This is a genomic window from Amycolatopsis xylanica (assembly GCF_900107045.1).
Taxonomy (GTDB): Bacteria; Actinomycetota; Actinomycetes; order Mycobacteriales; family Pseudonocardiaceae; genus Amycolatopsis; species Amycolatopsis xylanica.
Map to the genome: position 1 here is coordinate 577,485 of NZ_FNON01000002.1, position 26,535 is coordinate 604,019.

At 68.0% G+C, this 26,535-nt stretch carries 25 protein-coding genes and 1 tRNA gene; 11 read left to right on the top strand and 15 right to left on the bottom strand.

The features are described from left to right. Positions 1-4: 4 nt before the first annotated feature. The 4 genes from BLV57_RS10455 to lanKC form a co-directional block, all read right to left on the bottom strand. The gene (locus tag BLV57_RS10455; protein WP_091288434.1) at positions 5-1,747 is read right to left on the bottom strand and encodes an ABC transporter ATP-binding protein; all 1,743 of its coding nucleotides are present in this window, start codon (positions 1,745-1,747) and stop codon (positions 5-7) included. Beyond that, complete coding sequence (locus BLV57_RS10460) at positions 1,744-3,411, bottom strand: ABC transporter ATP-binding protein (RefSeq protein ID WP_091288435.1); 1,668 nt, start codon at positions 3,409-3,411, stop codon at positions 1,744-1,746. The genes BLV57_RS10455 and BLV57_RS10460 overlap by 4 nt, the downstream gene beginning before the upstream one ends. Positions 3,412-3,521: 110 nt before the next feature. Further along, positions 3,522-3,671, bottom strand: a complete 150-nt coding sequence (locus BLV57_RS10465) for a SapB/AmfS family lanthipeptide (protein ID WP_091288436.1) — start codon at positions 3,669-3,671, stop codon at positions 3,522-3,524. Between the two features lie 37 nt (positions 3,672-3,708). Then, positions 3,709-6,264 carry a class III lanthionine synthetase LanKC gene (gene lanKC / locus BLV57_RS10470; protein ID WP_091288437.1) on the bottom strand — a complete coding sequence of 852 codons (2,556 nt, stop codon included), beginning with the start codon at positions 6,262-6,264 and terminating at the stop codon, positions 3,709-3,711. Between the two features lie 454 nt (positions 6,265-6,718). On the opposite strand from lanKC, the gene BLV57_RS10475 reads away from it, so the two are divergent. The 4 genes from BLV57_RS10475 (at position 6,719) to BLV57_RS10490 (ending at position 8,265) form a co-directional block, all read left to right on the top strand. Then, complete coding sequence (locus BLV57_RS10475; protein ID WP_091288438.1) at positions 6,719-7,075, top strand: hypothetical protein; 357 nt, start codon at positions 6,719-6,721, stop codon at positions 7,073-7,075. After that, entirely contained in the window at positions 7,068-7,466 is a 399-nt protein-coding gene (locus BLV57_RS10480) for a hypothetical protein (protein ID WP_091288439.1), read from the top strand. The genes BLV57_RS10475 and BLV57_RS10480 overlap by 8 nt, the downstream gene beginning before the upstream one ends. A 23-nt stretch (positions 7,467-7,489) precedes the next feature. Continuing rightward, a tRNA-Lys gene (locus BLV57_RS10485) sits at positions 7,490-7,562 on the top strand. Positions 7,563-7,836: 274 nt separating this feature from the next. After that, complete coding sequence (locus BLV57_RS10490) at positions 7,837-8,265, top strand: hypothetical protein (RefSeq protein ID WP_091288440.1); 429 nt, start codon at positions 7,837-7,839, stop codon at positions 8,263-8,265. A 7-nt stretch (positions 8,266-8,272) separates the two neighbouring features. Here BLV57_RS10490 and BLV57_RS10495 read toward each other — a convergent pair whose 3' ends face one another. Then, positions 8,273-8,731, bottom strand: a complete 459-nt coding sequence (locus BLV57_RS10495; RefSeq protein ID WP_091288441.1) for a MarR family winged helix-turn-helix transcriptional regulator — start codon at positions 8,729-8,731, stop codon at positions 8,273-8,275. A gap of 75 nt (positions 8,732-8,806) precedes the next feature. Between BLV57_RS10495 and BLV57_RS10500 the strand changes: the two genes are divergently transcribed. Then, entirely contained in the window at positions 8,807-10,801 is a 1,995-nt protein-coding gene (locus BLV57_RS10500; protein ID WP_245757250.1) for an MMPL family transporter, read from the top strand. Positions 10,802-10,833: 32 nt separating this feature from the next. On the opposite strand, the gene BLV57_RS10505 is transcribed toward BLV57_RS10500, so the two are convergent. Further along, the gene (locus BLV57_RS10505; protein ID WP_091288443.1) at positions 10,834-11,406 is read right to left on the bottom strand and encodes an erythromycin esterase family protein; all 573 of its coding nucleotides are present in this window, start codon (positions 11,404-11,406) and stop codon (positions 10,834-10,836) included. An 88-nt stretch (positions 11,407-11,494) separates the two neighbouring features. Here BLV57_RS10505 and BLV57_RS10510 point away from each other — a divergent pair, with 88 nt between their 5' ends. Further along, on the top strand, positions 11,495-12,187 hold the full coding sequence (locus BLV57_RS10510; protein ID WP_245757251.1) for a TioE family transcriptional regulator: 693 nt from the start codon (positions 11,495-11,497) through the stop codon (positions 12,185-12,187). Here the strand turns inward: BLV57_RS10510 and pip are convergent. Both pip and BLV57_RS10520 read right to left on the bottom strand, forming a co-directional pair. Then, complete coding sequence (pip, locus tag BLV57_RS10515; protein WP_091288444.1) at positions 12,174-13,115, bottom strand: prolyl aminopeptidase; 942 nt, start codon at positions 13,113-13,115, stop codon at positions 12,174-12,176. The genes BLV57_RS10510 and pip overlap by 14 nt on opposite strands. A 39-nt stretch (positions 13,116-13,154) precedes the next feature. Next, the gene (locus BLV57_RS10520) at positions 13,155-14,855 is read right to left on the bottom strand and encodes a hypothetical protein (RefSeq protein ID WP_245757252.1); all 1,701 of its coding nucleotides are present in this window, start codon (positions 14,853-14,855) and stop codon (positions 13,155-13,157) included. Between the two features lie 213 nt (positions 14,856-15,068). Here BLV57_RS10520 and BLV57_RS10525 point away from each other — a divergent pair, with 213 nt between their 5' ends. Beyond that, positions 15,069-15,761, top strand: coding sequence for a hypothetical protein (locus BLV57_RS10525; protein WP_091288446.1), 693 nt, complete (start codon positions 15,069-15,071; stop codon positions 15,759-15,761). On the opposite strand, the gene BLV57_RS10530 is transcribed toward BLV57_RS10525, so the two are convergent. Next, on the bottom strand, positions 15,745-16,665 hold the full coding sequence (locus tag BLV57_RS10530) for a MerR family transcriptional regulator (protein ID WP_245757253.1): 921 nt from the start codon (positions 16,663-16,665) through the stop codon (positions 15,745-15,747). The genes BLV57_RS10525 and BLV57_RS10530 overlap by 17 nt on opposite strands. Before the next feature lie 62 nt (positions 16,666-16,727). Between BLV57_RS10530 and BLV57_RS10535 the strand changes: the two genes are divergently transcribed. From BLV57_RS10535 to BLV57_RS10545, 3 genes are all read left to right on the top strand, one after another. Continuing rightward, positions 16,728-17,480 (top strand): maleylpyruvate isomerase family mycothiol-dependent enzyme, encoded by a 753-nt coding sequence (locus tag BLV57_RS10535; protein WP_091288448.1) that lies wholly within the window; start codon positions 16,728-16,730, stop codon positions 17,478-17,480. Between the two features lie 196 nt (positions 17,481-17,676). Next, positions 17,677-17,997, top strand: coding sequence for an Hsp20/alpha crystallin family protein (locus tag BLV57_RS10540; protein ID WP_245757254.1), 321 nt, complete (start codon positions 17,677-17,679; stop codon positions 17,995-17,997). Between the two features lie 70 nt (positions 17,998-18,067). Further along, positions 18,068-18,934, top strand: coding sequence for an exodeoxyribonuclease III (locus BLV57_RS10545; RefSeq protein ID WP_091288450.1), 867 nt, complete (start codon positions 18,068-18,070; stop codon positions 18,932-18,934). 302 nt (positions 18,935-19,236) lie between these two features. On the opposite strand, the gene BLV57_RS10550 is transcribed toward BLV57_RS10545, so the two are convergent. The 4 genes from BLV57_RS10550 to BLV57_RS10565 are packed head-to-tail and all read right to left on the bottom strand — an operon-like array spanning position 19,237 to position 23,419. Next, positions 19,237-20,202, bottom strand: coding sequence for a TAXI family TRAP transporter solute-binding subunit (locus tag BLV57_RS10550; protein ID WP_091288451.1), 966 nt, complete (start codon positions 20,200-20,202; stop codon positions 19,237-19,239). After that, positions 20,123-22,174: a TRAP transporter permease gene (locus BLV57_RS10555; RefSeq protein ID WP_091288452.1), complete on the bottom strand. Its 2,052-nt coding sequence runs from the start codon at positions 22,172-22,174 to the stop codon at positions 20,123-20,125. The genes BLV57_RS10550 and BLV57_RS10555 overlap by 80 nt, the downstream gene beginning before the upstream one ends. A gap of 37 nt (positions 22,175-22,211) precedes the next feature. Beyond that, positions 22,212-22,916, bottom strand: a complete 705-nt coding sequence (locus tag BLV57_RS10560; RefSeq protein WP_091288453.1) for a hypothetical protein — start codon at positions 22,914-22,916, stop codon at positions 22,212-22,214. Next, positions 22,913-23,419, bottom strand: coding sequence for a SigE family RNA polymerase sigma factor (locus tag BLV57_RS10565; protein ID WP_091288454.1), 507 nt, complete (start codon positions 23,417-23,419; stop codon positions 22,913-22,915). Before BLV57_RS10565 ends, BLV57_RS10560 begins: the two co-directional genes overlap by 4 nt. Before the next feature lie 118 nt (positions 23,420-23,537). On the opposite strand from BLV57_RS10565, the gene BLV57_RS10570 reads away from it, so the two are divergent. Next, positions 23,538-24,179: a hypothetical protein gene (locus tag BLV57_RS10570; protein ID WP_091288455.1), complete on the top strand. Its 642-nt coding sequence runs from the start codon at positions 23,538-23,540 to the stop codon at positions 24,177-24,179. A gap of 29 nt (positions 24,180-24,208) precedes the next feature. Here BLV57_RS10570 and BLV57_RS10575 read toward each other — a convergent pair whose 3' ends face one another. Beyond that, a complete protein-coding gene (locus BLV57_RS10575) occupies positions 24,209-24,532 on the bottom strand; it encodes an ester cyclase (protein WP_218134719.1) in 324 nt (107 codons plus the stop codon). A 94-nt stretch (positions 24,533-24,626) separates the two neighbouring features. Then, on the bottom strand, positions 24,627-26,456 hold the full coding sequence (locus BLV57_RS10580; protein ID WP_091288456.1) for a glycoside hydrolase family 9 protein: 1,830 nt from the start codon (positions 26,454-26,456) through the stop codon (positions 24,627-24,629). Positions 26,457-26,535: the final 79 nt, after the last annotated feature.

Below are 26,535 nucleotides of genomic sequence, written 5' to 3' on the forward strand. Positions count from 1 at the left end.
CTGGTCAGCGGGCGAGCGGGATCCCGGTACGCGGCCGGGGGCTCGGGCTCGGCGCGGTCCACGCCTGCATCATCTCGGCGTAGCGCGGCGAATTCCGCAGCAGATCCTCATGACGGCCCAGCGCGGTTTCGCGGCCGTCCATCACCAGGACACGACGCGCGCGCAGCGCCGACGAAAGCCGGTGCGCGATGACCAGCAGCGCCCCGCCGCGTGCGGCGAAGGCCCGTTCGACCCGAGCCTCGGCCCGGGGGTCCAAATTGGACGTCGCCTCGTCGAGCAGCACGATCCGCGCGGGCGTCACGTAGACGCGAGCGAGTGCGAGCAATTGCGCTCCACCTGCGGAAACCCCTTCGCGGCCATGGCCGATCTCGCCGTCGAGCCCGCCGAGCCGGTCCACCAGATCACCGGCGCCGACGGCGTCCGCCGCGTCGAGCAGCTCGTCATCGGTCGCGTCGGGGGCGAACAGGGCGAGATTGTCGCGGACGGTCCCGGCGAAGACGTACGCCTCCTGCGGGATCAGCGCGATGAGCCGATGCCGCAGCTCGGCCGGGGTGTCACGCACCGGCGCTCCGCCGAGCAGCACGCGGCCCTCCTGCGGTTCGAGCATGCCGGTGATCAACCCGGCCAATGTCGATTTGCCAATACCGGACGGCCCGACGACCGCGAGGTGGTCACCGGGGGCCAGGTCGAGGTCGAGCCCGCGCACGATCGGCTCGGCGTGCTCGCCCCAGCCGAAGGTCAGCTCACGCACGCTGACCACGGCGTCGGCGGGCTCGTCGCGGCCGTCGACCGGCTCCGGGATCTCCGCGGTCTCGGCCAGCCGCCGCAAGGCCACCAGCAGTCTGAGCACGACGGTCGCGGCCGTCGCGGCGAGCCCGCGCAGCGCGGGCTGCATGGTCGTCGCCAGGTAGACGAGCGCGCCGAGCGCGGCGCCCGCGGTCAACGTCCCGGCGGCGACCATGCCGGGTGCGACCAGCAGAGCCAGCAGCAGCGGCAGGAAGCCGCCGATCGAGATCACGAGCGTCCGCAGCGCGCTGGACCTGGCTACCGCCATGGCCGCGGCCGCCTGCGCGTCGACCGTCTTGTGCAACGCCATCACCGCGGTCGATTCCGCGCCGCACGCGACGACGTCACGCATGCCGGCGAGCGTGGTGCCCGCGGTCTCGGCGGTGCGTTCGTCGGCCAGCGCGAGCGCGCGCTGACGACGGGCCAGCGAAGGCAGCAGGCAGGCGAAGATCACGATGGAGCCGAGCACCGGCGCCGCGACCAGCCAGGCGAGCCCGCCCGCGATGGTGAAGAGACCGGCGAGCGCCGCGAACGTCGTCACGACCATGCCGCGGGCCTGCACGAGCAGCCCGGCGGTGGCGTCGCGGACGACCTCGACGTGCTGGGTGATCCGGGCGACGCCGCTCGCGTCCGGCTGGTTGCGCGGCGGCGCCGGGTCGTGCAGCACCCCGCGCACCACGGCCTCGACCAGCGCGTCGCGCAGCGGCTCGACCACCTTGCCGAGCTGCTGCCACACCAGCCGCGAGCCGAGCGCGCCGAGCAGCGCGACCGCGCCGAACACGGCGAGCCAGGCCATACCGACCAGCGGCTCGCCGACGCCGAAACCGCGGTCGACGGCCAGTTCGACCAACCGGCCCGAGAAGAACGCGGGCACACCTTCGAGTACCGAGCAGCCGAGCAGGATCAGACCGCCGCGCCACTGCTTGCCGAGCGCGGAGCCGTAAAGCTGGTGAACGGTCACGAGTCGTCCTCCGTGAACACCGCGCGATACCCCGGTTCCCGCATCAGCGCCCGGTGCGGCGCGACCGCGCGCACCCGGCCGTCTTCCAGCCAGGCGACGAGATCGGCGCGGGCCGCGGTCGTCGCGCGGTGCGTGACCACGATGCGCGTCCGGCCGGGCAGCGCGCTCTCGATCGCCTGCTCGACGGCCGCTTCGGTGACCGTGTCGAGGCTGGCCGTGGCGTCGTCGAGGATGAGAACCCTGGGGTTGTGCACGATCGCGCGCGCGAGGCCGAGCCGCTGCGCTTCCCCGCCGGAGAGCGGGGTTTCGGTCAGCGGCGTGTGATAGCCGAGCGGGAGGCGGACGACGACGTCGTGCACCTGCGCGCGGCGGCAGGCGTCCTCGACCGCGCCGTCACCGGCCCATGAGCCGTAGCCGACGGCGTCGGCGACGGTGGTGCCGAGCAGCGCGGGCCGTTCGAAGGCGTAGCCGACGACCGCACGCAGTTCTTCGGTACGCAGCCGGCCAAGCTCGACGCCGTCGAGCAAGACCTGGCCGCGGTCGGGCGACCTGAGCCCGCCGATCACCTCGACGAGCACGGACTTGCCGGAACCGGACCGGCCGACCACCGCGAGGTAGGTCCCGCCGAGCACGGTCAAGTCGAGCTCTTCGAGCGCGCCGGCGACCGTGACCTGGTGCAGTTCGACGGTTCCCTGGCCGTTTTCCGGACGTTTCGTGCCGGGTTCCGGCACCGGGGAATCGAGCACCTCGGCGAGCCGCTCGCCGCACGAGCGGGCGCGCGCGAGGGTGGTGAGCAACGGGATCCGGGTGATCATGGCCATCCCGAGCGCCACGTAGCCGAGGGTGGCGAGCACGTCGCCGATGGTCAGTCTTCCTTGCAGCACCCCGAATCCGGCGGCCGCGAGCGCGCAGATCTCGACGGCGGGGATGAGCAGCGACGAGCGCCAGACCATGCGCGCCTGCGTGCGCCACATGCCGCGTCCGGCGCCGCTCAGCTCGGGCAGCGGGCGGAGCACGCGATCGGCCTCTCGGTCGGCGATACCGGCGGCGGCGATCGTGCGCAGTCCGCCGACCGCGTCGAGCAGCCTGGCGGCGATCTCGCCGGAGACCCGTTGGTAGGTAAGGACATCGTCGGCGGTGTGCTTGAGATGGGAGCGCGCGAGCACCAGCGCGAACGGGATGCTGCCGAGGAACACGGCGGCGAGCCGCCAGTCGAGCAGCGCGAGCAGCGTCACCGCGCCGCCGGAGATGAGCACGGCGGTGCAGAGCTGAATGACGATCGTGGCGATGGCGCCGGCGCCGGTGCAGTCACTCGTCAGCCTGCTGATGGCGTCGCCCTCGGCGAACGGGGAGCGGGTGCCGAGCGCGAACAGCCGATCGGTGAGCTTGCGGCGCAACCAGGCGGTCGCGGAGCTGGTGACCCGGATGGACCAGATGCCCCCGATCACGTCGGAAAGGATTTCGGCCGCGCCGAGGGTGAGCAACCAGAGGACTTCGGGCCAGCTGGGCCTGCCGGCGACGGCGGCGTCCACGGCGGCCGCGAGCGCGCCGGGCAACAGCAGCCCGGCCGCGGTGGCGACGAGTGAGGCGAAAACGATGAGGAAGAGGCGGGTCCGATCGAGCCAGGCGACCTCGGCGAGCAGCCGATCACCGGGTCTCGTCATCTGAGAACCTCTCAAGAAGGTGCCGTTACGCTTTTACTTAAAGCAGAATGAAGGCGCGGGAGCGGCGCACTTGGCCTGTGCCGCTCCCGCGCCGGTTACCTACACCAGGATCAGTGGCAGGTCAGCAGCGAGATGGTGCTGTTGGTGCAGGAGGCGAGCAGCGACAGGTTGCTGGGCTCGCCGCCACCGTGACCACTGTGACCCATGCCCTCGGACAGCTCGGGGGTCTCCAGAGCCTGCAGGTCGAGAACGAGTTCCATGGTGGTTCCCTTCGTTGATCCTTTTTTCCACCGGCCACTATTGGCCGGCAGTTCGGGGGGACGGGGTGCCGCTGAAGAACGGCAGCACGGGTTTCCCGTCCAATGTGGCCGCGAGCGCGAGAAGCACGCCCGCTCCACCGGTGTGGAGATCCATCGACAACCGGAGCAGCTGGTTGCCGGGGAAGGCCAGGCCGCCCTTGTACGGCAACGCGTACCAGGACAATCTGGACAAGTGCAGGTCGACGGCGTCGCGTGAGCCGCCGGTGGCGTCCATGGCCAGCGCCGTCATCAGGCCACACCGGCCGAGCACCAGCCCGGGGTGGATGACGAACTCGCCGCGGCAAGCCATCCGCAGGCCGGGCATGCTCTCGAGACTTTCCGACTCGGGCGCGTGCCTGGCCAATTGTTCGGCGACCATCAGAATGCCCGCACTGCCGACGCCGACATAAGGCAGCGTACGCCTTTCGCCGTCACGGACCTGAAGTGATCCGTCATCGGTCGTCGCGCATTCTTCGAGATCGCGTTTCAAAGCTTGATCGGCGAAAGCGAGCCAGGCCTTTTCGCCGGTCCGTTCGTACAGCCGGATGAACAGCAGAGCCGATCCGGACCAGCCGTTCATCAACCCGGCTCGACCGAATTTTCCTGGTGGCTCAGCGACTTCCAGTGCCTCGGCAAGCTTAACAGCCGTGTTGAGCGCCTGCCTGCCGAACTCGTTGTCGCCTCGCGTGGTCGCGAAGTGAAGCTGGGTGAGACCGATTCCCGCGAGCCCGCCTTCGAGCGCGTGGTCCTTGGTCTCGTCCACCATTTTCGCCGACCACGCCAGCAGTTCACTCGCCTGCTCGGTGTACCCGAAGTTTTCGAGCACAAACGCGATTCCGTGCGTTCCGTCATAGAAACCCGGACGATTCGGCGGTTCGCGGTTGAGCGACTCGATCAGCCATTTCTCGTGCTCGGGATACCGGCCGGCGCCGGCGGCGTCGAGCGCGTGGAGTACGCCCGCGGCGCCGTAGCCGAAGCACGCGCCACCGACGCGGAACTGCTCGATGTCACCGGGGAAGAGCCGGTCGTGCCGCTCCGGGGTCGCGCTGGCGAGAATGGCCGCGGCGATCCGCTTGCGCACGACGGTCCAGTCGGGTTCGGACTGGTCGAGCTCGTTGGCCACGCTGACCGACGGCTGGGCGTCATGCCTGGCGAGACCGTCGAGGATCACCTGGCCGTACTCGTCCGGGAGGTGGAAGCGCCGGAGCACGAAGTCGACCAGCGACGGAAGCTTCGCGGGCAGCAGTTCGAGCAAGGTGTTGATCGGCAGGAACATCCACAGCCGCAAGGCCGCGAGCGCGTGTCCGTCGATGTCGAAGCCAGAGCGGTCGGCGGGAGCGCGGAAACCGGGCGCGCCGAGCGCGGGCCGTCCGGAGCTCGCCACGTCGAAGGCCATCTCGAAGTCGATGAGCGAGATCGCGTCGTCGTGCTCGCCGTCGATCATGATGTTGAGCGGATGCAGGTCGCCGAAGACGATGCCACGCTCGTGGATGGCGCCGACCAGCGTCTCGACGGCGTTGATCACCTTGAGCGCGCGGTCGCGGTAGTCGAGCAGGTCCTGTTCGGACTTGTCCCGCCTGGTGAGCGGGTAGTTGCGGGCTAGCCAGTTGCCCAGCGAGTCGCCCACCACGTACTGCATGGCGAGGAAGTGGTGTTCCCAGACGGTGAAGTGCTCGTACACCTCGGGTATGCCTGGGATGCCGGCTAGTCGCTCGAGCACGTCCTTCTCGCGCCGTAGGCGGGTGACCGCGTCGATCAGGTCGCGGTCGAGGCCTGCGTGCGGGCGGGCCTCCTTGACGACGACCTCGAGCCCGTCCGACTTGCGATCGGCGACGTAGACCCCGCCGCCGTTCGAGAAGTGCATGGAGCTTTTCACCTGGTAGGGGAATTGCGAAGGATCGCCGCTCTTGCGAGCCTCCCAGTGCGGCACCAGGCAGGCAGGTAGCTCGACCCAATCGGGGAAGGAGAAGGTCGGCTCCCGCTTATCGGGAACCAATGTGCCATCCGGGCGCTGAATGGCGAGCACCCGGCCGCCATCCTTCTCGACCCACTGCTCGGTATAACCGCCGTAACGCACATAGAGTGGCCCCTCCGCGTAGCGAAGATCACTCAGGATATATGCGCCGTGCTCACCCTTGAGCTCCTGGGAAAGATCAACAAGAAGCCGTTCCAGCTCGTTGTTGTCCGCCGGATAAATAGTGATCAGCTTGCCGCTGCCCTCGCGCGGGGCGTATTTGGAATTCCGCGCGAGCAGGATGGCCTTGCTGCGCAGGTGCTTGAAGGCCACCTCGTGCTCGACGCAGTACGCGTGCACCTTCGTGAGCACCCGCTCCGCGTTGTCCAGACCAGCGGAAATGTGGATTTTCCAGCCCTGCGCTGGCAAAAACTTGGCGTCGGGGTCGAGCGTACGCCAGATGCCGCGGTCGTACGACGTCCACCCGGACGCAGGCAGCGGCAAGAGACCGGTGAAGTCCTCCTCCGGCATCCCGGATTCTCGCTGCTCGTCGAAGAACAACGGATCCGCGAAGCAAAACGCTTCGTACCGGAGATCCATACCAGCCCTTTCCCCGCCCCTTAGCCAAGCGGTCAGAGCCGCTCGATGACGAGGAATATTCCCGCACGGCGGAGGCTTCCCGGCCAATCCGCCAACTCGGGGGTTCAGTTGGGCTGATCAGGGTAGACAAGAATGCCCACTACCCATGAGTACATTGCACTCAGTAATAAATGACAGATCCACAACCACCCGGACGGGGTGTAACAAAACGAAATCAAAGGCCCATCAGGCCCATACGGTCATAAGGAATAACGGGATACCGAATTGACAGAACGCCATTAAGACCGGTTTGTGATTTATTTACAGCATAGCGCTCAACCTGCACGTTCAGTCTCCCGTGCCACTGCATGAGAAGACGCCCGCGCGAGGCGCCGGACACACCCGCCGGCGGTCGGCCACCGAAGGCCGTCCGGCCTAGTAGTACTTTGACCCCGAAGTGGCAAATGGAGGAACTGTGATTCCGGCTTTCGCGGTGACGGTCGCGCTCTGTGCAGCTCTCGTAGCTGTCTGGAGTTTCGTCCAGTCCGCCCGCAACAAGGCCCCCGACCGGGCACTACTCGGCGCGCTGGCGGTCGTCGAGGTACTGCTGCTCGCCCAGCTCGTGGTGGGCATCGTGTTACTCATCAACGGCCACCGCCCCGCAGGCCTGGCCACCTACCTGGCCTACCTGATCGGCTCCCTGCTGGTACTGCCCGTCGGCACCGTCTGGGCACTCGCCGAGCGCAGCCGGTCCAGCACGGCCGTGCTGGGCATCGCCTGCCTGGCCATCCCGGTGATGGTCCTCCGACTGAACGAGGTCTGGCATGCCTGAGCGAACCCGCGTCACCGGCGGCTCCCGAGTACTGGTCGCCGTCTACGCGATCTTCGCACTGGCCGCCACCTCCCGCGCCGCGGTCCAGATCACCACCAAGTACCACGAGGCACCCCTGGCCTACCTCCTTTCCGCCCTCGCGGCGGTCGTCTACGTGGTCGCCACGGTCGCACTCGCCCGAGCCTCCTGGTGGCGCGTGGCACTGGTCGCCTGCGCGGTCGAGCTGCTCGGCGTCCTGACCATCGGCACCCTCAGCATCTTCGACGCGGCGGCCTTCCCCCACGCCACGGTCTGGTCCGCCTACGGCCAGGGCTACCTCTTCATCCCGCTCGTCCTGCCGGTCATCGGCCTCTGGTGGCTCCGCCGCACCCACCGCACAGAACCCGTTTGACCGCCCGGTAGGCTTGAGCACACGGGTCGTTAGCTCAATTGGCAGAGCTGCGGACTTTTAATCCGTAGGTTGTGGGTTCGAGTCCCACACGACCCACTCACTCATTGGGCGGACTGTGTCCGCGGAGCGCGCGAACCCTTATTCGCTCGTCGTGTTCTGTGGGGGCCGAGCCCCCACACCCCCGCCGGGGGACTGCGTCCCCCGGACCCCCTCAGTTGTCGGGTTGCGCCAGCGTTTGTCAGGTACCCGTGCGATGTGCGCCTTGGTCGTTGGGGCGTGGGCGGTGTCTGGGCGGGGTCTGGGCAGGGGGTTGGTCATGCTGCCGCCAAGGTTCGCGGAACGCCGTGACTTGAGGCTTTGAGGTAGCGCGATGAAGAAGGCTAAAAGGATTGTTGGGGCGACGGTCGGGCTTTTGATGGCCGGGGTTGCGATGGCGGCGCCCGCGCAGGCCGGGGAACATCCCGGTGGGGGCGGCACGGGGTGTGCGGTCGTGACGACCGGGTACCAGAAGACGGCGTCGGTCGTGAATGTCAGGGTGCAGGGCTACGGGTGCGGACTCGGCGTGACGACTTGGCTGACCCTTGAGGTGCAGCGGGATGGGAAGACGCTGACTCGCAAGATCTACAAGTGCCTGATCGACAGCCATGTGCACAGCACTGATGCCTGTATGCGTGCCGGATTCACGGTGAGTGTCACCGACCCCGCCGGCAGCCAGCGGTTCGTCTGGATCGCCGAGGCGTTGAACCCGCACGTTCCCAGGCCCTCCATGGGCTGGGACAAGGGCGACGAAAGGTTCTGACCAGCGATCACGAGTCCTTGAGGCCGGCGCGCACGGATACCGTCGCTGTGATGCTGGCCGCGAGGAAACGGCCGATGACCGCCTTGTCCTCGTCGGTGAACTCCGACCATGCCGCCGTGAACGCCGCGTCGAGCGGGGTGAAGAACGCGCGGCCGAGTTCGAGCGCCTTGTCGTGGACGTGGAGCTCGACCTTGCGGCGGTCGTGGGCGCTGCGGGTGCGCTGGACGTGGCCGGATGCCTCGAGCCGATCCAACACCGAGGTGGTCGCGGACGCGCTCATGTGCATCGCCTCGGCGAGCCTGCCCGGTGACAGGGGTGCGCCGCTCCAGCGCGCGTCCATGATCAGGGCGAGAGCGTTGAGATCCGTGCGGTGCATCTGCTGCTTCTCGCCGAAGATCTCGGCGAAGCGGTCGGTTTCGACCGTCAGCTGCCGGAGCAGCCTGACCAAGGTCGAGTTGTCGACCATGCGCCCTCCCGGTTAGAGTTTCGACCGTCGAATCATTCGATGGTCGAACCATATGCCTGTGGAGGTCATTCTTCCGTGGAGACCACCCGCTCTCGCATCCGCTGGGTGTTGCCCGCGCTCATCGCGGTCGGCTGGCTCGCGCTCGGCGGCTTCTCCGGGCCGTTCGCGGGGAAGCTGAGCCAGGTCGCGGTCAACGACAGCACCGCGTTCCTGCCCGCGTCCGCCGAGGCGACGAAGGTGGCCGAACGGCTGCGGACGTTCGGCGGCGCCAAGGGCCTGCCCGCCGTCGTGGTGGTCGAGCGGACGTCCGGGCTCACCCAAGTTGACCGGGATTGGCTCGGGAGCCGGGAACTGGCGGGTGCGTCGCCGGTCATCCCGTCGCCGAGGGACGACCAGGCCGCTCAACGCGTCGTCGCCGTGACGGATCCGAGTAAGGCCGTCGAGGAGATCCGGGCGCGGCTGGCTTCGCCGCCTGCCGGGCTGACCGTGCTGGTCACCGGGCCCGCCGCGCAGATCGCGGACCTGAAGCAGGCGTTCGGCGGGATCGACGGGCTGCTGCTCCTGGTCGCGGGCGCGGTCGTGACGTTGATCCTGATCCTGGTCTACCGAAGTCCGCTGCTGCCGCTTTTGGTGCTGCTGTCCAGCGTTTTCGCGCTCGGTCTGGCGAGTCTCGCCGTCTATCTGCTGGCCGACGCCGGCGTGATCGATCTCAACGGCCAGAGCCAGGGCATCCTCTTCATCCTCGTCTTCGGCGCGGCCACCGACTACGCGTTGCTGCTCGTCTCGCGGTTCCGCGAGGAACTGCGAGACACCGAGGATCGCCATCAGGCCATGCGCACGGCTTGGCGCGCCACGATCGAACCGATCGCCGCGTCCGCGGGCACGGTGGTGCTCGGGGTGCTGTGCCTGCTGTTCAGCGACCTCAACTCCAACAAGGGACTCGGGCCGGTGGCGGCGATCGGGATCGGCGCGGCGTTCCTGACCTCGGTCACCTTCCTGCCCGCGGTGCTGGTGCTGCTGGGCCGCTCGTCGTTCTGGCCGCTGCGCCCGAAGTTCGGGTCCCCGCATCCGGCGGCGAGCGGGCTGTGGGCGCGGGTGGCCAGGCTGGTCGCGAACCGGCCGAGGGCGACCTGGGTGGTGACCACGTTCGTGCTGCTGATCGGCGTGGCTTTTGTCCCGCAGCTCAAGGCTTCCGGCACGGCGCAGTCCGACATCTTCCTCACCGACGTCGACTCCGTGGCCGGGCAGGAAGTCCTGTCACGACACTTCCCCGGTGGCAGTGGCTCCCCGGCCATCGTGCTGGCAGATGCCGCTCAGGCGCGGGCGGTCACCACGGCGGCCAAGGTCGACGGCGTCGCGGAAGTCCGCCAGGCCGGCGAGTCCGGCGGCCTGGTCAGGCTCGACGCGGTGCTCACCGACCCGGCGGACTCCGCGGCCGCGCTGGCCACCGTGCAACGGCTGCGCGACGCCGTGCACGGAGCGGGCGCCGAGGTCGGCGGGCCGACCGCGACGCTGCTCGACACGCGGGACACCTCCGAACGTGACCGGCTGCTCATCATCCCGATCGTGCTGCTGGTCATCTTTTTGGTGCTGGCACTGCTTTTGCGCGCGCTGCTGGTGCCTCTGCTGCTGATCGGCACCGTGGTGCTGTCGTTCGCGGCGACCATGGGCGTGTCAGCGCTGGTGTTCAACGGGGTGTTCGGCTTCCCCGGCGCCGACCCGGTCGTGCCGCTGTTCGGCTTCGTTTTCCTTGTGGCACTGGGGATCGACTACAACATCTTCCTGATGACACGAGTGCGCGAGGAAGCGAAGACGCTGGGCACGCGCGAGGGCATGTTGCGCGGGCTGACCGTGACCGGCGGGGTGATCACCTCGGCCGGGGTGGTGCTCGCGGCGACCTTCTCGGCGCTGGCGGTGCTGCCCATTCTCTTCCTCGCGCAGCTCGCGTTCATCGTCGCGTTCGGCGTGCTGCTGGACACGCTGATCGTGCGGTCACTGCTGGTGCCCGCGCTGAGCATGGACATCGGCCGCCGGATCTGGTGGCCGTCCTCGCTCGGAAAAAGCTCGTGAGTGTTCCGACCGGTTAGAACCGGCCGGAACACTCACGACCCGAATCGGCGGGTGAGCACCAGGGTGGGGCCGCGCCGCTCCTCGCGGGCCATGATCTGCTTGAGGTTGTCCGCGACCACGGCGTTGGCTTGATCGCGGAGCAAGCCGGCCGCCACCCGCGCACGCCAGCTCGCCCGCCACCACTGCTCGTACGAGGTCTCGGCGATCAGCCGCGCCGAATCGATGGCGACCAAGGCCAGAAGGTCGTCCGCGATCACCCGAAGTTTCGCCTCATTCGCGAACTTGATTTCGCTTACGTCCCAAGGTAAGCCGAGGTAGGCGTGCACTGCGGCCAGCACTGGACGCGGGTCTGCGGCGGGCGCGTCGAAGCCGTAGAACCTGAGTTTCTCGGTGTGACTTTCGTTGTACTCGCGCATCCAGTCGACGAGCTCACGGTTCGCGGCTGATTTCCCGAAACCGGGACTGAAGCCGGTTCGCGTCACCTCGATCAGCCAGCCCTCGCCGTCTTCGACGAAGGTGTTGACCTTCAATCCGGCCAGGCAGTCACTCTCACAGGCGATCGATCGATATCCCGCATACTCGACGAGGTATTGGAAAGCTCGCATCCCTCTACAGTATCGTTGAACCAGCCGTTGAGACTTGACTCGAATACGACTCGAATTTCGCTACTCAACCTTCAACCGGGAGGAGAAGGTGACCGGCAGCAGGCTGCGGCCAGTCGACCTCGCTCGCGAGCATCGACTGTCCACTCAGGCCATCCGGAACTACGAGGACGCGGGCATTCTGCCGCCTGCCGAGCGCACCGAGAGTGGCTACCGGATTTACCGCGAGCGGCACGCGCAAGCCCTTCGCGCCTTTCTCGCGCTGATTCCCGGCCACGGGCACGCGACCGCCACCGCGATCATGCGCGCCGCGCACCACGACGCCGAGAACGCGTTCGCGTTGATCGACGAAAGTCATGTGCAGCTGCGGGAAGACAGGCGGACACTGTCCGCAGTGGACAAAGCGCTGCGGAACCTCGTTCCCGACGAGCAGGCGCGGGGTGGCCCGATGTTCATCGGTCCGCTCGCGCGACGCCTCGGCGTGCGGCCTGCGACGCTCCGGAAATGGGAGGCGGCCGGGCTGGTTCGGCCACAACGGGACAAGCAGACGGGGTACCGCTACTACGACGCGGCCGACGTGCGTGACGCTCAGCTGGTGCATCAGTTGCGGCGCGGCGGTTACCTGCTGGAACAGATCGCGCCCGTGCTCGAGCAGGTGCGCGAGGCGGGCGGGGTGGCTCCGCTCGAAGCCACTCTCGCCGATTGGCGGGAGCGGCTCACCGCGCGCGGCCGGGCGATGCTGGCGGGCGCCGCCGCGCTCGACGTCTACCTCAAGGCGCTGTAAGGAAATCGTCGAGGGCGCGGCGGGTACGGGCGCGCATTTCGTCGCTTCCCGTGTGGCCGGAGTCTTCGATGACGGCCAGCTCGGCGTCCGGCCAGAGTTTGGCCAGTTCCCAAGCGGTTTGCAGTGGCCCGCTGATGTCGAGCCTGCCGTGGATCAAGACGGCCGGGATGCCCTTGAGCCGTGCGGCTTCGCGCAGCAGCACGCCGTCTTCGAGCCAGCAGTCGTTCGCGAAGTAGTGCGAGCAAATGCGGACGACGGCTTCGCGTTGTTTCGGCGGCATGCTGCCGAAAGGCTTGGGCACGCCGTTCGGCTCGAGCGACAGGACCGTGTCTTCCCAGGCGCACCAGGCTTCCGTGGCCTTGGCACGGACTTCGGGGTCCGGGTCGGCCATCAGGCGGACGTAGCCGTTGAGCACGTCGTCGGTGCCCGCGACGTCGCGGAATCGCTCCCATTCCTCCGGGAACAGCGCGCCCGCGCCGCGGTAGAGCCAGTCGAGCTCGGAACGGCGCGAGGTGGTGACGCCGCAGATGACCATTTCGGACACGCGTTCCGGATGACGCTCGGCGTACGCGAGGCCGAGCGTCGAACCCCACGAACCGCCGAACACCAGCCAGCGGCCGATGCCGAAGTGCTCGCGCAGGCGTTCCATGTCGGCGAGGAGATGCTCAGTCGTGTTCACGCTCAGATCGACGGTGTGGTCGCTCGCGTGCGGGGTGCTGCGGCCGGAACCGCGCTGGTCGAAGAGCAGCACGCGGTAGCGCTCCGGGTCGAAGTGCCGCCGCATTCCCGCCGAGCAGCCGGTGCCGGGACCGCCGTGCACGACGACGGCGGGCTTGCCGCCGGGGTTGCCGTACAGCTCCCAATAAACCTGGTTCCCGTCGCCGACGTCGAGCAGTCCCGAGTCGTACGGGTCGATGGGCGGATACACGGCTGTCCCCTCTCGACGAGATGCAACAGTGCTGTTATATCAGCTCTGCCACTTCCCGACGAAGTTTCCGCAGGTGATCGTCTCTCCCGCCAAAGCCGCCTTGACGTGGGCCGCGATGCCGAAGTAGTCGTAAATGGGCTGGTCAGGGCGTACTTCAGCGGGAACCGGGCCGCCGGCCATGAGCGTCTTCTGGTCGACGGTCTGGAACAGGACCAGGTACGAGCCGTGCCGGTTGAGATCGTGCGCGGCGGCGATCATGCGCTGCGGCGCGTCGGCGACCATCTCCAGCGGGAGCGGCCAGTCGACGGGGAACGGGTTGCGCAGGTCGAATGCCGCGTAGGCGAACGGGTTGTCGGCGAGCACGGCGACCTTGTCGGCGGGGAAGCGCTTGAGACAGTCCCGCAACTGCGCGAGGTAGGTGTACGTGCCCTCGTTGGTGCGAATGCCGTGCATCGACGGCGCCACGTCGCCGAGATCGCGGGTCAGCTCCGCGCGCGGGCGGTCCATGTACGTGAGGTCGTCGCGCAGGGAGACGGTGACCAGGCCGACGATGACAAAGACGGCCATGCACGCGGCGGTGCCCGTGCGCAGCAGGCCGTCCGGCGGGGTGACCAGGTCGGCCAGCAGGAAACACGTGGTCAGCGCCATGCTGCCGGCGAGCAGCGTCGGCGTGTCCTGGCCCCAGGAGAGGCTGATCAGGAAACCCAGTCCGAGCACGAGCAAGGCGCCCCACGGGATCGCGCGCCGCAGCAGGCCGTGCACCACGATGGCGACGGCCAAGATCCACCACAGCGCGTCCGTCCAGCGGTTCGGGCCGACGAAACCACCGTCGGCCACCACCCAGGCCACGGCCGTGATGCCGGTCAGCAGCAGTAGCCAAGACGACCAGGCGGTGCGTGCCACCAGCGCGACAGCCGCGATGGCGGCGAAGACGAACAGTGGCAGTGGTTTGATCGAGGTGGGCAGTTCGGTGAGCCAGAACCCGAGCAGCCCTTCGCCGTACGCTGGCGCGGCCGTCGTGAGCTGGTCGACCATCGCGCCGAAGCCGCCGTCGAGCGAGACGACCGTGACATAGGCCAGCGGGAACGCGCCCAGCCAGCAGAAGTCCGCGAACGACCGCTTGCCGCGCGGGCGCAGCAGCAGCCACAGGCCCGCGATGACCACGACCGGCGCGAAGCTCTGCTTCACCAGCGCGGCCACGCCGAACAGGAACAGCCCGAGCCGCCGCACGCGCACCGAATCGGAGCGCAACGCCCACACCCCGCACGCGGTCAGCGTGATGCCGTCGATCGTGTGCCAGGCCATCAGCGGGAAAGCGTTGAGATTCAGCACGGCCGCCGCGGCGACCAGCGCGGTGCGGCCGGGACCCCAGGTCAGCAGCGGTCGGTTCGTCACGATCACCGCGAGCGCGATGGTGCCCATGATGATCTCGGCCATGCTCAGCACGGCCGAGGCGAGGAAAAGCGGTCCCGGCAAAGCGAAATCAAGGATGTGAATGACCGCGGAACCGAGCGGGCGCGCGGAAATGATGTCCGAATGCGGAATCTCGCCGTTCAGGATCCGGCGGGCCTGGCCCAGGATAAAGCCCTGATCGGCGGGGAAGAATCCGAATCGGCCGGTGCCAGCGGTCACCGCGAGACTCAGCCCGATGACCCAGAGTGCGTGCAGTCCGATGCGGACGGCCCTGCGCCGTGCCGGCGCGAACTCTTCCGGCGCAGCGCGCAGTTCAGCGAAAGTCACCACAAGCAAAACTCACAAGGTCCAGACAACACGTCGCCCCCAGGCCGGTCTGGCAGCCAGGCTACCCAAGATCGCGGGCGCGTGTCGGGCCACCCGTAAGCGTGAGCGCCGATGACTTTCCGATTACGGACGAATTTCCTCGTAACGGGCATGCGGCCGGACGCGACCAGTTCTGCGTTCGCGCTCGCCAGTCCAGAGAGGAATCCCCAGCTCATGACCGCCATGCCACCACTCGCGCCCATGCCAGTCGCGCAGGCACGTCCCGTCAAATTCGGTGCTCTGGCGTGGACGGCGTTGATCTTGGGCATTGCCGGAATCGTCGGATCCCCGATTCTCATCTTCAACAATCTGACCGCCGTCGTCGCGGGCGTCGGATTCATTCTCGGCGTCATCGCGTTTTTCGGGACGAAGAAGACACTCGCCGCCGTCGGCGTCGCACTGTGCGTCGCGGCGATCGTGTTCACCGTCCTGGCGCAGAACGCGGCGGTGAAGGAACTCGACAAGATCACCGATCAGCTCACCGGTTCCGGGCCGGCGCAGACGCTCAGCGTCGGGGATACGTTCCACGGCAAGGACATCGACCTCACCGTCGCCAACCCGAAGGAATTCACCACCGGCAAGTACTCGATGCGGCCGAACGCCAAGGCGATGAGCTACGACGTGACCGTGGTCAACCACTCGGCCAAGCCGTGGACCGCGATGCTGCTGATCCAGGCCACCGCGGGCAACGCCGCGGCCGAGCAGGTCTTCGACACGGAGGCGGGCTTCAACGGCACGCCGAGCCAGGATGTCTTACCCGGCAAGGAACTCACGTTCAAGCTCGGCTTCGTCGACGGGCCCGGCGACATCACGGTGCAGGTCGGCACGTTCGGCGACGACAAGGCCTACTTCATCCACAAGCGCTGACGGAATCGCCGAGCGCGTCGATCAGCCAGCAGAGCAGCACGCCGACCGGGACCGCGGCCCCGGTCACCTCGCGGGAGAGCCGCCAGTAGCGGCCCAGCCGGGGATCGCGGTCGGCGTCGACGCTCAGCAGCAGCTCACGCCGGAATTCCGGGGTGTCGCGCACGCCGCGTGCGGACGCGTGCGCGTCGACGAAGAGATCGAGCGCCTTCCCGGGTTCCGGCGCCCGACCGGCCAGTATCAGCGGATAGGCGGCACTTCCGGCCTCGGCGAGCCCTTCCCACAGGCCTTCCTCGTCATGCACCTTCTCGACGTTCGCGCGTGACCGGGCGATCAGGCGTGCGCTGAGCGAACGATCGGCGACCAGCGTCGCCATCTCGGCGTACGCGACGACCTGGCTCGGCGTCGGCGGGACCGGCGGCTCCGGCGCGTTCGAGAAGATGAACTTCTCGGCCAGCGACTCACTGACCGGCGCCAGGATCAGGCTGCGCCAGAAGGCGACGATGGCGCCATGCGCGGCCCGCCCGTCGACGACCTTGGCGAGCAGGTCGACGCGCGCCGCCCGTTCGGCGGGACTCGCCTGCTCGATCGCGCTCAACGACGCACGCCGCCAGGCCAGCGCCTCGAACTCGACATCGAGCGCCGCGCGGGTGGCGGCGATGGCCTCGTCCATGGACCGTTCGCCGAGCAGCACGGCCGTGATCGCGGGCAGGTCGAGCCCCAGCCTGCGCAGCCGCCTGATGAGGTTCAGCTGCTCGACGACCACCGGGTCGAACCGGCGATGCCCGCCCGCGCTGCGCCGCGATTCGAGGATGCCCTCGTCGCAGTAGAAGCGGATCGTGCGCACCGAGACCCCGGTCAGCTCGGCCAGCTCACCGATGCCAAGTGTGTCCTGGGTCACAGTCACTAGAACCTCCACCCGACTGGAGTTCCTACGGTACGGGCAACACCAGGCGAAAGGGGAACCTCATGCTGGGACTGGACTTCGACCTGCTGGCCAAGCGCCTGCGCGAGCACACGGCCGGGCTGGCCGCCACCATCGACGGGCTCGACCCGGCCATGCCCGTGCCGACGTGCCCGGAATGGCAGGTCCGCGACCTGGTCGTGCACGTCGGCCACGCCCACCGCTGGGCGGCCGAGATCATCCGCACGGACCGCCGCGTCCCGCTGCCGGACCCGAGCGAAGCGACACCAGGCCCGCCCGCGAACTGGCCCGAATGGCTCCGCTTAGGGGCGACCTTGTTGATCGACGCGGTCCAGGCGGTCGGCCCGCAGGCCAAGGTCTGGATCGTCGCGGCCGAAGGACCGGCGATCTTCTGGCTGCGTCGGCTGTTGAACGACACCACCGTGCACCACGCGGACGCGGCGTTCACCGCGGGCGTCGACTACAAGCTCGATCCCGACCACGCGGCCGACGTCATCACCGAAGGCCTGCAGCTGATTTCCTACTCTGGCGCCGAAAAACTCAAGCCCGAGGTGGCCGAGCTGCGCGGAACGGGCCAGACCCTGTTGTGGCGGCCCGAGGAACCCGGCCTCGACGGCTGGCGCATCACCCGTACACCTGAGGGCGTGCGCTGGGAGCACTCGGCCGAGGACGCCGATGTCACCGTTTCCGGGCCGGTGCGGGATCTTCTGCTGATGTTCACGGGACGGCTGCCCGTCGGCGGGGTCACGGGTGATCGTGCGCTGCTCGACCATTGGGTCACCCACACGGCGTTCTGAATTGGTGACCTTTGTCCCCGGTTTTCGGGTAATCCGGCCGCATCGCGGGCGGGCCAGGTCGCGGTTTCATGGGGGGTGCAATGCACAACCGCGACGAAAGAGAGCTGGCATGACCTCGCTGTTTCCCAGTCCGCGGACGGCATTTCCCACCCTTGCCTCGTGGCTGGAGCACACTTGGCCGTTCGGTGATCCCAACATGGTACGAATCGAAGAGTCCACAGAGGACGGAAAGTATGTGGTGCGCGCGGAGCTGCCGGGCTTCGACGCCGACAAGCAGATCACGGTGACCTCGCACGGCGGGGTGCTGACCATCAACGCGCAGCGGGAGGCGCGTGCGGTCTCGAGCGGGCGCAGCGAGTTCCACTACGGCTCGTTCACGCGGAACGTCTCGCTGCCGCCGGGCGCGGACGCCTCACAGATCAGCGCCAGGTACGTCAAAGGCATCCTCGAGCTGTCGATGCCGTACACCGAGTCGCTGAAGGACAAGCAGATCGAAATCAAGGTCGAGCAGGACTGACCTTGCCCGGGTGGATGCGAGCCTCCCTCGCATCCACCCGCCGACCCGGCGGACGGGTTACCGTGGGCCGATGCGCGTAGCGACCTGGAACGTGAACTCGGTCAAGCAGCGGGTGCCCCGGCTCCTGCCGTGGCTGGACGAACGGCAGCCGGACGTCGTCTGCCTGCAGGAGACCAAGCTCGTCGACGACGCCTTCCTCGCGCTGCTCGGCGCCGAACTGGCCGAGCGCGGGTACGAGGTCGCGCTCAGCGGCGAGGTGCAGTGGAACGGGGTCGCGATCCTGTCCAAGGTCGGCCTCGAAGACGTCGTGACCGGCCTCGACGGCGCACCCGGGTTCCCGCATCAGGAGGCCCGCGCGGTGGCCGCGACCTGCGGCGGCATCCGCGTGCACTCGCTGTACGTGCCGAACGGGCGCGAGCCGGATTCCGAGCACTACCAGTACAAGCTCGCCTGGCTCGCCAAGCTGAACGAGGTGGTCGCCGCCGGTCCGGCCGACGCGCTCGTCTGCGGCGACATGAACATCGCGCCCGCCGACGCGGACGTCTTCGATCCCGCGGCCTATGTCGGTCAGACGCACGTGACCGAGCCTGAGCGCGCGGCGCTGGCGTCGCTGCTTTCGCTCGGGCTGCACGATGTCGTGCGTGATCGGTGGCCGGACAAGCGGATCTTCAGCTACTGGGACTACCGGGCGGGCATGTTCCATCAGGACCTGGGCATGCGGATCGACCTGGTACTCGCGTCGACGCCGGTCGCCGGGCGGGTCAGGGCCGCGTGGATCGACCGGCAGGCGCGCAAGGGCACCGGGCCGAGTGATCACGCTCCCGTCATGGTCGACCTCGACGAGGCGCCGGACGGCGACATCGGACCGGTCGTGCCGCCGCCGTCGGCCAAGCCGGGCAAGCGCCCGCGCAAGCTTCCGCAGGCCAAGGACTCGTGAGTGTTCCGGCCGGTTCTAACCGGTCATGCCACTCACGACCCCAGGCTTTGCCTGATCCTCGGGCTGGATGAAGGCTCCCCTCATCCAGCCTGGATTGTATGAAGGCTCCCTTCATACAACGCCGACCTAGGCGCGCTGTGCGGTGAGGGCCTCCCTCACCCAAATCGTCGGGTGAGGGAGGCCCTGACCCATATATCTGGGTGAGGGAGGCCCTCACCCACCCTGCCCGGGTGAGGGAGGCCCTCACCCGGGCTACGAGGAGGGTCGTGAGTGGCTAGGCCGGTTCTAACCGGCCGGAACACTCACGAGGCCAGGGCTTGCTGGGCGCCGGCGTGCAGGGGAACCGGGTCCGTCTGGCGGGCGGTCACCTTGTCGATCTGCTTCGCCGCGGGGTGGACCTTCTCGAGGTCGGCGCGCTTGTCGAAGATCAGCTTCGTGATCGCGCAAGCGTTCGCGGCGGGGAAGTCCTCGCGGACCAGGAGCATGTTCGGCACCACGAACGTCGGGACGTCCGCGCCGAGACCGTACGAGGCGGCCGGGATGATGCCGGGGCCGTAACCAGGGTTGACCTTCTTCAGCGGCTCGACCAGCGCGCTCAGGTCGAGCAGCTTGACCTTGCCCTTCATCGACGTCGTGATGTCCGTGATCTGCGCGGTCGGGAGGCCGCCGACCCACACGAGTGCGTCGAGCGTGCCGGACTTCATGCCGTCGGACGTCTTCGCGAGGTCGAGGCGCTGGGCCTGGACGTCGGTCTCCGGGTTGAGCCCGGCCGCCTGGAGCAGGCGGTTCGCGACGACCTCGGTGCCGGACTTCGGCGAGCCCGTCGAGACGCGCTTGCCGCGCAGGTCGGCGACCGTGTTGATGCCCGCGTCGGAGCGGACCAGCACGTGCGTCGAGTTGGGGTAGATGCGGGCGAGTGCCTGGATCTTCTGGGGTTTGCCCGCGAACGGGCCGGTGCCGTTGACCGCGTCGGTCGCCGTGTCGCCCTGGGAGAAGGCGATGTCGTAGTCCTTGTTGACCAGCTGTTGGATGTTCTGCACCGAGGCGCCGGTCTCGGCAGCCGTGGCTTTCAGCTTGGTGTTGCCGCTGATCAGCTGGGCGAGGCCGCCGCCGAGCACGTAGTAGACGCCGCCGCTGTTGCCGGTGGCGATGGTGATCCGGCCGTCTGCCGCCTCGCAGCCCGCTCCGTCACCCGCCCGCGTCGCCTGTTTCCCGCCGCAGCCCGCCACCGCCAGCATCGCGATCACCAGCAACGCACTCGCTCGCATCCGCTTCTCCTTCAGTCAGCCGGAAAAAGACCTGCAGAGCCACTCCCAGCAGGCAGAAACCAAGCCCCACGAACACCGGGACCGGCTCCAGATACAGCAGGCACAACGCGGCGGGCGCGAATACCGCGCGCACGGGCCAGCGCGCCGGCCCGAAGAACCAGCCGCCGGTCACCACGCCGAGCGCGCCGACCGCGAGTGCCGACACGGCCGTCACCCACAACACCGTCAACGGCTTGGCCTGCAACAGCAGCGCGGCGCCGTTTTCGGTCAGTACGAAGGCGATCGGCACCAGGAACGCGGGCAGCGTGTACTTCCAGCACTGCCACATCGTCTTGAGGATCGAGCCGCCGGTGATCGCGGCGCTCGCCACCGCCGCCAGCGCGGTCGGCGGCGTGACCTCGGACAGCACCGCGTAGTAGAAGATGAACATCGCGCGCTCGGGCCCGTCGACGCCGACGCCGGCCAGCGCCGGGCCGATCACCACCCAGGCGATGATGAACGAGGCCGTCACCGGCACCGCCAGCCCGAGCACGCCGACCGCGATCGCGGACAGCACCACGGTGAGCACCAGCACCGCGGTCGCGTTGTCGGTGACCGTGCGGGCGAGTTCGACCAGCGCGTTGGCCAGCTCCTGGCCGAGCCCGGTCTTGGTGATCGTCGACGTGATCACGCCCGCCGCGGCGCACACCGCGATCACCGGCAGCGCACCGCGCACGCCGGCGGACAACGCGTCGAGCATGTCCATGGCCCAGCTCTTCAGGCCTTCACCGGACGTCAGCCGCGCGATCAGGGTGAACACCGCCGCCACGCCGGTCGCGTAGACCACGGCGGCGAACGGCGGGATGTCCAGCGCGAGGAACACCACGATGATCCCGAGCGAGAGGAAGTGATAACCACCGCGCAGCAACAGTTTCCGCGCGTTCTCGGTCGGCAGGTCGACGGCCTTCGCGCCGAACCGCCGCGCGTCGGCCTCGACCGCGAAGACGATCCCGAGGTAGTACAGCAGCGTCGGGATCGTCGCCCAGATCAGCACCGTCAGGTACGAGGTCTGCAGGTACTCGGCGATGATGAACGCGGCGGCGCCGAGTGTCGGCGGCGAGAGGATCGCGCCGATCCCGGACGCGGCGAGCAGGCCGCCCGCGTTCTCCTTGGGGTAGCCCGCTTTACGAAGGATCGGCCAGGTGATCGCGCCGAGGCTGACCGCGGTCGCGGTGCCGGAACCCGAGACCGTGCCGAGCAGGAACCCGGACAGCACGGTCGTCCGGCCCGGCGCGGTGCGTGAGCGTTTGAAGGCGGCGAACGAGATGTCGACGAAGAACTTCCCGGCGCCGGACGCGTTCAGCACCGCGCCGTAGATGGTGAACAACACGATGTAACTCGCCGCGACGTCCAGCGGCGTGCCGAAGAACCCGGTCGCGTCGTTGTACAGCGCGTTGATGATCTGGCTGAAGTCGACGCCCGCGTGCGCGATTCCCCAGTTCTGCGGCAGGAAACCGCCGTAATACGCGTACGCGAGGAACCCCACGCAGACGATCGGCAGCACGATTCCCGTGGTACGCCGAGTCGCCTCCAGCACGAGCACCAGCAGCAGCGCACCCGCGATGATGTCCATTGTGGACAGCGTGCCCTGCCGGTTGAGGAACGCGTCGTAACCGCCGAGCACCGGATAGAGCCCGACGAACAACGCGGCGGCCGCGAGCACCCAGTCGAGATAGCCAGGATTGTCACCCGATTTGCGCAGCAGCGGCCGATAGCAGACGAACACCAGCGGCAGCGTGCAGCCGAGGAAGATCACCAGGTAGAACTGATTTCCCTTGCTGAACGGGAAGAACACCTGCTTGAGCACCAGCAGCGCGACGGCGAGCGCGACCAGCCACACGAACCGGTCGGTCCGGCCGGTCAGCCGCCTGGCAGGCCGTTCCTCGTCATGTTCGGCGACGATCTCCGCGGCGCGCACCTCGCTGAGCGACATCTGGCCACGTTAGTGTGTCCGCGCTCACACGAACAGCTCAACTGGACAGTTTGTTACCGGCGGCGTCGTAGGCGTACGGGGGGCTCAGCACGTTGTACGAGTCGACCAGCTGCGGATCGAACCAGAACACGGTGACCGTCGGGTCGACGCTCCACTTGGCCAGGCTCGCCTGGACCTCCTTGCCGTGCGCGGTCGTGACGATCTTCGCGACCGGCCCGACGAAGTAGCCGAACACCGGCACGAACTGCCCGTTGACCTGCTCGCCGCCGTCGAGCTCGCGGAAGCCGGGCTTACGGTCGGAGCCGCTGGTCCCGTTGACGATCATGAGATCCTTGAGCTTCCCGTCCGCCGAGCGGATGCCGGTCATCACGCCGAAGTGCGTATCGGGCAGCGCCTGCGGCTCGTCCACCCGCACCGCGTAATACACCAGCTCACCGCCCGCGACCTTCAAGCCGGTGGGGATGACGTCGCCGTAGGGCTCGCGGCCCTGCGGCGCGATGCTGAGGCTGGTCGACGGGGCCGCGATCGGCGCGTTGCCCGGCGGCGGGACGGCGCGGAGCATGCCGGAGCCGAGCACGACGGCGGCCACCGCGGCCGCGACACCGACCACGCCGGTGCCGTGGAGCAGCTGACGACGACGGCGCAAACGTTTGCCACTCGTGAGTACCGCGGCGGTGTCGAGCGCCAGGCCCTCCGGCGGCGCCTCGTTCAGCGCGGTGCGCAGTGCTTCGAGGTCGTTCATCGTCCTCCTCCCCCGATCAGCGTCGCCGGGTCGATCGATATCCGTAGCTTGGCCAGCGCCCGCGAGTTGGTGCTCTTCACCGTGCCGACCGAGACCTTGAGCTCGCGGGCGACCTCGGCCTCGGGCAGGTCGAAGTAGTGCCGGAGCACCACCACCGCGCGCTCGCGGGCGGTCAGCTCGTTGAGCTTCTCCATCAGCCATTCCCGCTGGACGATGGCCGAATCGACGTCGCCGCCGACGGCGCGTTCCGGCACCTCGTCGGCGGGATGCTCCCGCAGCGGACGGCGCCATTTGTCGATCACGTGATTGACAAGGATCGTCCGCGTGTACGCGTACGCGTCCTTGCGGCGCACCTTCGCCCAGGTCGCGTACGTCTTGGCCAGTGCTGTCTGCGCGGCGTCCTCTGCGGCGTGCCGGTTACCCGTGAGCAGGTACGCGGCGTGCAGCAGACGCGCTGAACACGCCTGCATGAACTCCACGAACTCGTCATCACTCCTGGCCATGATCATTAACGACGAGCGAGCGGCCCGAAAGGTTGCGCGCCGCGACGACAACTTTCGAGTGCGTCCCGGCCGTCTTTCCCTGCGGATGATCTTCAATCACCTACCCAGGGAGTGATCAATGCAGTCGAACACCCGCTTGACCCGCCGCATCCTGATGGCCGCCGGCGCGGTCGTCGCCTGCGGAGCCATCGCGGTCACCGGCGTTCTCTCGGCGAACGCGGCGGACCAGCCCGCCGGCGTGACCGGGACGGCGGCCACCGACGGCGGCACCGGCCAGAAGGTGTTCACCGGTGAGCAGGCAGCGACTCCGCAGGCGCCGGAGAACAAGCCGGTCGGTGACGTGATCTCGACCGGGATCAAGGACGCGAAGGGCGAGATCGTGTTCTACGCGGTCGCGGTGAACGAGCCGTCGCTGCCGAACACGCACTTCGGCATCATGCAGGGCCACCGCACCGCGGACGGCAAGGTCACCGCCGACATCGTGACCAACGAGTTCAGCGGCTCCGACAAGGCTCCTGGCTTCCACGGCGTCACCGTCGGCAACAACACGGGCGGCGGCAACCCCGCCTTCGGTTACTACGCGGGCCCCGCCGCGAAGATCATCGCCAAGGGCGCGCAGGCGCACACGGCCAAGTGGAGCGAGGACTCGGACATCGTCGTGTTCTGGTTCGACAAGGTCACCGAGCCGTCCGGCCTGAAGGCCTTCGACGCCGCGGGCAAGCAGCTGCCCGCAGGCAACACCCAGCCCGGCCGCGGCTGACACTCACCGGCTGGCGCCGGGCGTCGGCGTCAGCCGGTGAGCAGTCCCAGCTGCTCGAAGTAGGAAACGCGGTCGAAATAACGCCGCTCTCCCACGATACGGTCACCGCCCGCCTCGAAAACGAAACAGGCGGCCGACCGGACGGTGAAATTCCGGCCAGTCGCCGTTCCCAGCAAGTCGAATTCCGCGACCACCGAGTCTTCCGCGACATGGTAATGCACGTTTTCGGCGCGTTCATCGGGAAAGCCGGTACACCCTGGCCGATAACCTGCGGATTCCAGGTGCGCGCGGACAATGTCCAGCCGCTGTTTGGTGAGATTCTCCGCGGTTATCCGAGCATCGTTGCCTGACATCCGGGCTCCTCGAACCTGCGATAGCCGACAAAACAACATGCACGTTATTCGGCATGTTTGTCAATACCGGCATTCGCGGAACAATAGGAGTCTGTCAAATACGGGCGGTCACCGCGTGCAGATACCAGGTGGTGTGCGGCAGCCACTGCTCCAGCCAGCGCCAGTCGGTGTTCGGCCCGGTGGCCGCCCGGCCGGGATCCCACTGCAGCCCGCGCCCGTCCTCACTCTTGCCGGTGATCCCGTTGACGATGCCACCCGGCCAGCGCAGCCACCGCCACGACCCGGCCGGGTCGTTGTTCGCGTACTCCAGGTAGAGCGGCACGCTGCGCCCCGGCCCCTCGAGCATGCAGGTGGCGTACGGGTTGACGCCGAGGATCCAGTTGAGCTGATCCTGCGCGTAGGCACGCAGCCTGGCCGCGAAGGCGTCGTCGAAGTACCGGGCGGCGTGCCTGGCCGCGGACGCGAGCGACGCGATGCGGGCGTTCTCGCCCTGCCACCAGATGTCGTCTGACCGCGGCGCGATGTCGTGCGGCATGAAGAAGCCGGTGTAGCGGTTGCCCTCCCGGCCCTGGATCAGCTGCCGCGCGTACCCGAACGGGTTGGGCACCTCGGCCGTGACCGCGAGCTCGAACTCCAGCGACTTGCGCACCACCGAGAGCACCTTAGCCTTGACCGCGTCACTCGCGATGTCCACATAGGACAGCAGGCTGACCACCGGCAGCCCGGCGTCGGACGGGTGGAAGTACGGCCGGTCGACCGCGTCGGCCCGCCAGTAGTCGTGGTACTTCTGCCAGCCGGCGAGCCTGCTCGTCAGGCTCGCCGCGCGAGCATCGGCCACTTGCTGATACTGGGCGTCCTTGGTCGCCTTGAACAGCTCGGTCGCGGCGAGCAGCGCGTTGTAGTCGTCCTGGATGTTCTCTTTCTTGTCGTTGGTCATGTCGGTGTTGTTCGCCTGCAGGAACGCGAACGCGTCCTTCGCCGCGGCCAGGTACTCGGCCGGGGTGTACTCACCGCTGATGCCGTACGTGCTCGCCCGCGCCAGCGCGGCGATCGCGGCACCGCCGCCTTCGCGGTGGTTGACCTGCTTGGTGTTGAGCTTGCGCAGCGTCGGGTCGACGTCGAGATTGTCGTCCTCCGGCTGGGAAACGCCGCTGTAGAAGGACTTGCCGGGCACGTGCGTGCGCACGAGGTAGTCGGCGCCGAAGAACGCCTCGTCGAGCAGCCAGGTGGTGAGCGAGACGAAGTTCGTGTCCTTGCGCCGGTCCAGGTTGCCGTGCGCGGCGAACAGCACCCAGGCGGTCAGTGGGATCGACAGCGTGTTGAAGTACGAAAGCCCGGACAACTGGGTGAAGTGCTTGCCCCAGTCGGCGGCGGCGTCGTACCAGCCACCATGCGCGTCCCAGCGCTGACCGGTGGTCCCGACGGCGAGGCTGCGGTCGGCCTTGTCGAACTGGCCGGAACTGCGTGACTCCTTGAAGAAGTGGACGACGGCGGGCAGCGTGAACCGCTCCAGCAGGTTCTGGTCGATGCGGAACGGCCACGAGGCGGCGCCGGACTCGGCGATCACCACGTACTCACCCGGCTTGGTGACCGGCGAAAAGTCCCCGACCCGGTAGAAATCGGGCACCTCGGGGAACTGGTCCTTGCGCCAGTCCTCGACCGTGACCGCAGGCTTGGCTTGGCCGCGGAACATCACGGCGCCGGTCAGGTTGTCGACCACCCGGAACCCGCCAGGTCCAGACCACTGACTCTGGCTCGCGAAGATCACTCGCTTGGGGCCTACCGCCTCGTAGCCGACGGCGTTCGCCATCACCTGCGTGCCCGCGCCACCCTCCTCGGCGGCCGACGCGGTGCCGGGTAGCGCCGCCGCACCGGCGACTCCGGCCGAACCGAGCAGAAAACTCCTACGCCCCAAGTGGTTCATCCGACCGAGTAAAGAAGGAATCTTTACTAATGTCAATCCGCCAAGACGGCCATACCGATCACCGGGAAAATTCGGTTGC